Source organism: Streptomyces sp. NPDC006450 (genome assembly GCF_040612195.1).
Lineage (GTDB): Bacteria > Actinomycetota > Actinomycetes > Streptomycetales > Streptomycetaceae > Streptomyces.
Genome location: NZ_JBEXPT010000209.1, coordinates 1 through 5,981, shown reverse-complemented (window position 1 = coordinate 5,981; position 5,981 = coordinate 1). Strand labels below are relative to the sequence as shown.

Genomic DNA, 5,981 nt, shown 5'->3' with positions numbered 1-5,981 from the left:
CCGGATTCCCCGGTCCGCGGCGCGCCTGGTGACCGTGGCCCGGCCTCAGCGGCTCGCGAGGAGTTCGAGCGTGTCGATGACCCGGTTCGAGAAGCCCCACTCGTTGTCGTACCAGGCGACCACCTTGATGTGGCGGCCTTCGACGCGGGTGAGCTCCGAGTCGAAGATGGAGGAGGCGGGGTTGCCCGTGATGTCGGAGGACACGAGCGGGTCGTCCGAGTACTCCAGCACGCCGGCGAGCGGTCCCTCGGCGGCGGCGCGGTAGGCCGCCAGCACGTCCTCGCGCGTCACGTCGCGGGCGACGGTGGTGTTCAGCTCGACGATCGAGCCCACCGGGACCGGGACGCGGATCGAGTCGCCGGAGAGCTTGCCGTCCAGGTTCGGCAGGACCAGGCCGATGGCCTTGGCGGCACCCGTGGTGGTCGGCACGATGTTCACGGCGGCGGCGCGGGCGCGGCGGGGGTCGCGGTGCGGACCGTCCTGCAGGTTCTGCTCCTGCGTGTAGGCGTGCACCGTGGTCATGAAGCCGTGCTCGATGCCCGCGAGCTCGTCGAGTACGGCGGCCAGCGGCGCGAGGGCGTTGGTCGTGCACGAGGCGTTGGAGACGATCGTGTGCAGGGCCGGGTCGTAGGAGTCGCTGTTCACCCCGTACGCGAGCGTGATGTCGGCCCCGTCGGCCGGTGCGCTGACGAGCACCCTCTTGGCCCCCGCGTCGATGTGGGCGCGGGCTGCCTTGGCCGTGGCGAAGCGGCCGGTGGCCTCCAGCACGATGTCCACGCCGAGTTCGGCCCAGGGCAGCTGCGCCGGCTCGCGCTCGGCGAGCACCTTGATGCGGCGGCCGTCGACGACGAGGACGTCCCCGTCCACGGTCACCGGGCGGCCGAGCCGGCCGGAGGTGGTGTCGTAGGCGAGCAGCCGCGCGAGGGTGGCGGGTTCGGTGAGGTCGTTGACCGCGACGACCTCGAGCTTGCTGTCGCGTTCGAGCAGTGCGCGCAGCACGTTGCGTCCGATGCGGCCGAATCCGTTGATGGCGATGCGAGTCATGCTGGCTCCCTTGTCCCTGTCCCGTGGGTTCGTCACCAGGTTCGCGGGTCCGGGGGGCCTGCGACAGCGGCGCGATCGCCACGGTCCGCAAGGATCGCGCCAAGACGCCTCCCGTCACCCGCCCCGGGCACGAGCGCGCCACTCGCCCCGGGCACAGGACGCCTCACTCGCCCCGGGCGAAAGTGCGCCGGTACTCGCTCGGCGTGGTCCGCAGGATGTGCTGGAAGTGCAGCCGCAGGTTGGAGCCGGTGCCCAGGCCCACGTCCGCGGCGATCTGCTCAACGCTCCGCTCCGAACGCTCCAGCAGTTCGCGGGCCACGTCGATGCGGGCGCGCATCACCCACTGCATCGGCGTGTACCCGGTGTCCTCGGCGAACCGCCGCGAGAACGTGCGCGGGGACACCGCCGCGTGCCGGGCGAGCACCTCCAGGGTGAGGGGTTCGCCGAGGCGGTGCAGCGCCCACTCGCGGGTGGCGGCGAACCGCGGGCCGAGCGGCTCGGGCACGCTGCGCGGCACGTACTGCGCCTGGCCGCCGCTGCGGTAGGGGGCCGCGACCAGCCGCCGGGCCGTGTGGTTCGAGGCGGCCACCCCGAGGTCGCTGCGCAGGATGTGCAGGCACAGGTCGATGCCCGAGGCGGCTCCGGCCGAGGTCAGCACGGAGCCCTCGTCGACGAACAGGACGTTCTCGTCGACCCGGACCAGCGGCCACTTCGCCGCGAGCGCCCGGGTGTAGTGCCAGTGCGTGGTGGCCCGTTTGCCGTCGAGCAGGCCCGTGGCGGCGAGCGCGAAGGCTCCCGTGGAGATGGCCGCGAGCCGCGCGCCCCGTTCGTGGGCGGCGATCAGCGCGTCGACGACGGCCCGCGGCGGGTCCTCGCGGTCGGGGTACCGGTAGCCGGGGACGAAGACGGTGTCGGCCCAGGCCAGGGCTTCGAGGCCGTGGGCGACGGAGTACGACAGGCCGTCACCGCCGGTCACGAGCCCCGGGGCCGCCCCGCACACCCGGACCTCGTAGGGCATGCTCGCGCGGGTCGTGAACACCTGCGCGGGGATGCCGACGTCCAGGGGTTTCGCCCCTTCGAGGACGAGGACGGCGACGTGGTGGGGGCGGGAGGCTGGCACCGCGTCATGCTTCCGAAGGGGCGGGAGGCTTGTCAAGCGTCACGGTTAGTAAACCTTCCGATTGAGAGAGCCACCTATCAGTTGGTCCAGACCTGTTGACGGGGGTCCTTCCGGAGGATTAGGTTCCCGGCCACGAAGCGGATACGACGTCAACTCCCCACGCCCGCCCGGCCGCAGGGCTCCCCCACCCACGGGCCCGCCGCCCCGTCCCCACGCGTCCCCGGCGGGCCGCACGCCCACGCTTCGCGCTCCACGCCGTCCCCCCATTCCCACCGGAGGCACTTCCTTGCGTACCCCTGACCGAACCCGTACACGGCTGGCCTGCGCCCTCGGCGCCACCCTGCTCGGCGCCGCCGCCGTGCTGACCTCCCCCGGAGCGGCCTTCGGCGCCAACATCCTGGCGAACGGCGACTTCGAGTCCGGCACCACGGCCGGCTGGTCCTGTTCCGGCGGGCTGGGCTCCGTGGTCGGCTCACCGGTGCACGGCGGGAGCAAGGCACTGGCCGGCGCGGCCAGTGCGAGCGACAACGCCAAATGCGTCCAGACCGTCGCCGTGCAGCCCAACACCAGCTACACGCTCTCCGCCTGGGTCCGCGGCAGCTACGTCTACCTCGGGGTCACCGGCGGCGCCTCCACGTGGACCCCCTCGGCCGCCACGTACACCAAGCTGACCGTCGCCTTCACCACCGGCGCCTCCCAGACCAGCGCCGAGATCTACCTCAACGGCTGGTACGGACAGGGCACTTACCACGCCGACGACATCACCCTGGACGGCCCCGGCGGCACCGTCGACACCCAGGCGCCCACCGTGCCCGGCAACCTCGCCGCCACCGGCAAGACCTCCACCACGGCCTCCCTGACCTGGACCGCGTCCACCGACAACGTCGGCGTGAACGGCTACGACGTGTACCAGGGCGGGACGAAGGTCGCGACCTCCGCCACCACCGGCGCGACCGTCACGGGCCTGACCCCCGGCACCGCCTACGCGTTCACCGTGCGCGCCCGCGACCTCGCGGGGAACACCTCGGCCGCCTCGAACACCGTCAACGTCACCACCGACACCGGGACCACGCCGCCGACCGGCTTCAAGCAGGCCGCGCCGTACCTCTACCTCGGCTGGGGCAACCCGCCGAGCCCGACCACCGTGATGAACGCGACCGGCACCAAGTGGTTCACGATGGCGTTCATCCTCTCCTCGGGCGGCTGCAACCCGTCCTGGGACGGCCAGCGCCCGCTGACCGGCGGCGTGGACCAGAGCACCATCGCCTCGATCCGCGCGGCGGGCGGCGACATCGTGCCCTCCATCGGGGGCTGGCAGGGCAACAAGCTCGGCCCCAACTGCTCCAGCGCCGAGGCCCTGGCCGGTGCGTACCAGCAGGTCATCAGCGCGTACGGGCTGAAGGCCATCGACGTGGACATAGAGAACACCGACGAGTTCGAGAACGCCGCGGTCCAGGACCGCATCCTCGGCGCGCTCAAGATCGTCAAGCAGAACAACCCCGGCCTGAAGACGATCCTGACCTTCGGCACCTCCACCACCGGCCCGACCAGCTGGGGCAACCGCCTGATCGAGCAGTCCAAGGCGCTGAACGCCGGCATCGACGTCTTCACGATCATGCCGTTCGACTTCGGCAACGCCTCGACGGACATGTACGCCAGCACCGTCAGCGCCACCGAGGGCCTCAAGGCCAAGCTCAAGTCCACCTACGGCTGGGACGACGCGACCGCGTACTCCCACATCGGCATCTCGGGCATGAACGGCATCAGCGACACCCAGGAGACCACCACCGTCCAGAACTGGACCGACATCCGCAACTGGGCCAACTCCCACCACATCGCGCGCCTCGCCTTCTGGTCGGTGAACCGCGACCGCGGCTGCCCCGGCGGCGGCCTGCAGGAGACCTGCTCCGGCATCGCCCAGAGCGACTGGCAGTTCAGCTCCATCACGGCCGGCTTCACCGGCTGATCCACCCCGTCGCAGCAGGGCCGTCGCGGATCGCCGCGACGGCCCTGCCGCTCGTACGGTGTCAGGAACCGGTCGGGGCCGTCCCTCCGGCGGCGGCCCTCGCCCTTCCTCCCTCCCCACGGACGCCGCGGCCCCGGACCGCACCCGCCGTGGGCGCGCGGCAGGTGGCGTTCAGCACCCGCGGGCGGCACCTGTCAAGTAACGAACAGCCGGGTCTACGCCCCCGCACCGCCGGCGGGCACGGTGGAAAGCGACCGTCCTGCGCCCAGCAGGAGCGACGCGCCATCCGGACCGAAGGCGGACCCGCCATGACCGACATCGCCATCATCGGACGCGGCTGCCGCTTTCCCGGCGCCCCCGGACGCGCTGCGCACCGAGGCGGCGTCGGCGCCGGGAGCGGCGCAGCCGCCCACGACACCGGAGCCACCCGGCCCCAGCTCGTCTTCCTCTCGGCCGGGGACCCCGAGCTGCTGGACCAGCGCATCGGCGAGGTACTCGACGACCTCGGCGCGGCGGACCGTACGCCGCTGGCGGCCGTGGCCCACACCCTGGGCGCGCGGGCGCCCTTGCCGGCCCGGCTCGCGATCGTGGCCACCGACACGGCCGGATTCCTCCGGCGCCTGCGCCACGCCCGTGAGCAGCTCCTCGCCGGAGCCCGGGGCGACCTCGGCGACGGCGCCTTCGCCGCCGACGCCCCGCTGCCGGCCGCGCAGCGCCGCATCGCCTTCCTCTTCCCCGGCCAGGGCAGCCAGCGGCACGGCATGATGCGGGACCTCTACGAGAGGTTCCCCGCCTACCGCTCGGCCGTCCGCGTACTCAGCGCAGTGGCCCGGGCCGACCTCGGCTTCGACCTGGCCGACCTGCTCTACGGCGTGGCCTCCGCATCCCCGGCGTCGCAGACCCCCCAGACGTCTCATGCCCCCCAGACGCCCCCTGTGTTTCTCGCGGACACCGGGGATCTCGGGCGCATGCTCGCCGCCACCGAGGTGTGCCAGCCGCTGCTCGGCACCGTCCAGATCGCTGCCACCCGGGTCCTCGCCGACTGCGGGATCACCCCCGACCTGGCCCTGGGCCACAGCGCCGGAGAGTTCGCGGCCGCCGCCGCGGCCGGGGCGCTGACCCACGTGGACGCCGTCCGGCTGCTGGTGCACCGGGGCGCGGCCCTGCGCCGGGCGGAGACCGGGCTCCGGGGCGGGATGCTCGCGGTGCAGGCCGACAAGGAGACCTGCCGCCGGCTCGTCGACGGCATCGACGACGTGTGGCTCGCCTGCTTCAACCAGCCGCGGCAGGTCGTGGTCAGCGGCACGCCGGAAGGTATCGCCGCCGTGCGGGAGGCCTGCGCCGGGGCCGGGGTCGTCGCGGCGGCGCTCGACGTCTCGAACGCCTTCCACTCCCCGCGGCTGGCCCGCGCCGAGGAGGCCGTGCGCTCGGTCCTCGCCGCACGTCGCATCACCAGGCCCGCCGTTCCCTTCGTCTCCTCCGTGAACGCGGAGGTCTGCGAGGACCCCGACCGGCTGCGCGAGCTGTGGGCCCGGCACGCGTCCGTGCCGGTCCACTTCGACGACGCCGTCCGCACCGCCTACGACCAGGGGGCCCGCGTCTTCCTCCAGGTGGCCGGCGGGACCTCGCTCCTGACCTCCGTCCGCCGCAACCTCACCGGCCGCGGCGACGTCCACGTCGTCCCCGTCACCGGGGAGGTGCCGGACGGCGGACGCACCTTCGTGCTGGCCCTCGCCCGGCTGGCGGTCCTGGGCGCCCCGGTCGACCCGTGCGCGCTGGTTCCCGCGCGGGAACGCCGACTGCCGGCCCTGCCGGTGGCCGAGCTCGACGGCCGGTCCTGCGAGGACCCAG

Annotated in this window: 4 protein-coding genes; 2 read left to right on the top strand and 2 right to left on the bottom strand. The window is 73.2% G+C overall.

Translation table 11 applies throughout. The features are described 5' to 3' along the window. Positions 1–45 precede the first annotated feature (45 nt). Positions 46–1,044: a type I glyceraldehyde-3-phosphate dehydrogenase gene (gap, locus tag ABZY57_RS31740; protein ID WP_356517845.1), complete on the bottom strand. Its 999-nt coding sequence runs from the start codon at positions 1,042–1,044 to the stop codon at positions 46–48. A gap of 163 nt (positions 1,045–1,207) precedes the next feature. Next, positions 1,208–2,164 carry a helix-turn-helix domain-containing protein gene (locus ABZY57_RS31735; protein WP_356517843.1) on the bottom strand — a complete coding sequence of 319 codons (957 nt, stop codon included), beginning with the start codon at positions 2,162–2,164 and terminating at the stop codon, positions 1,208–1,210. 316 nt (positions 2,165–2,480) lie between these two features. On the opposite strand from ABZY57_RS31735, the gene ABZY57_RS31730 reads away from it, so the two are divergent. Both ABZY57_RS31730 and ABZY57_RS31725 read left to right on the top strand, forming a co-directional pair. Beyond that, positions 2,481–4,130, top strand: coding sequence for a carbohydrate binding domain-containing protein (locus ABZY57_RS31730; RefSeq protein WP_356517847.1), 1,650 nt, complete (start codon positions 2,481–2,483; stop codon positions 4,128–4,130). Between the two features lie 308 nt (positions 4,131–4,438). Beyond that, positions 4,439–5,981 (top strand): acyltransferase domain-containing protein (locus ABZY57_RS31725; protein ID WP_356517841.1); only part of this gene is annotated, 1,543 nt, incomplete at its 3' end.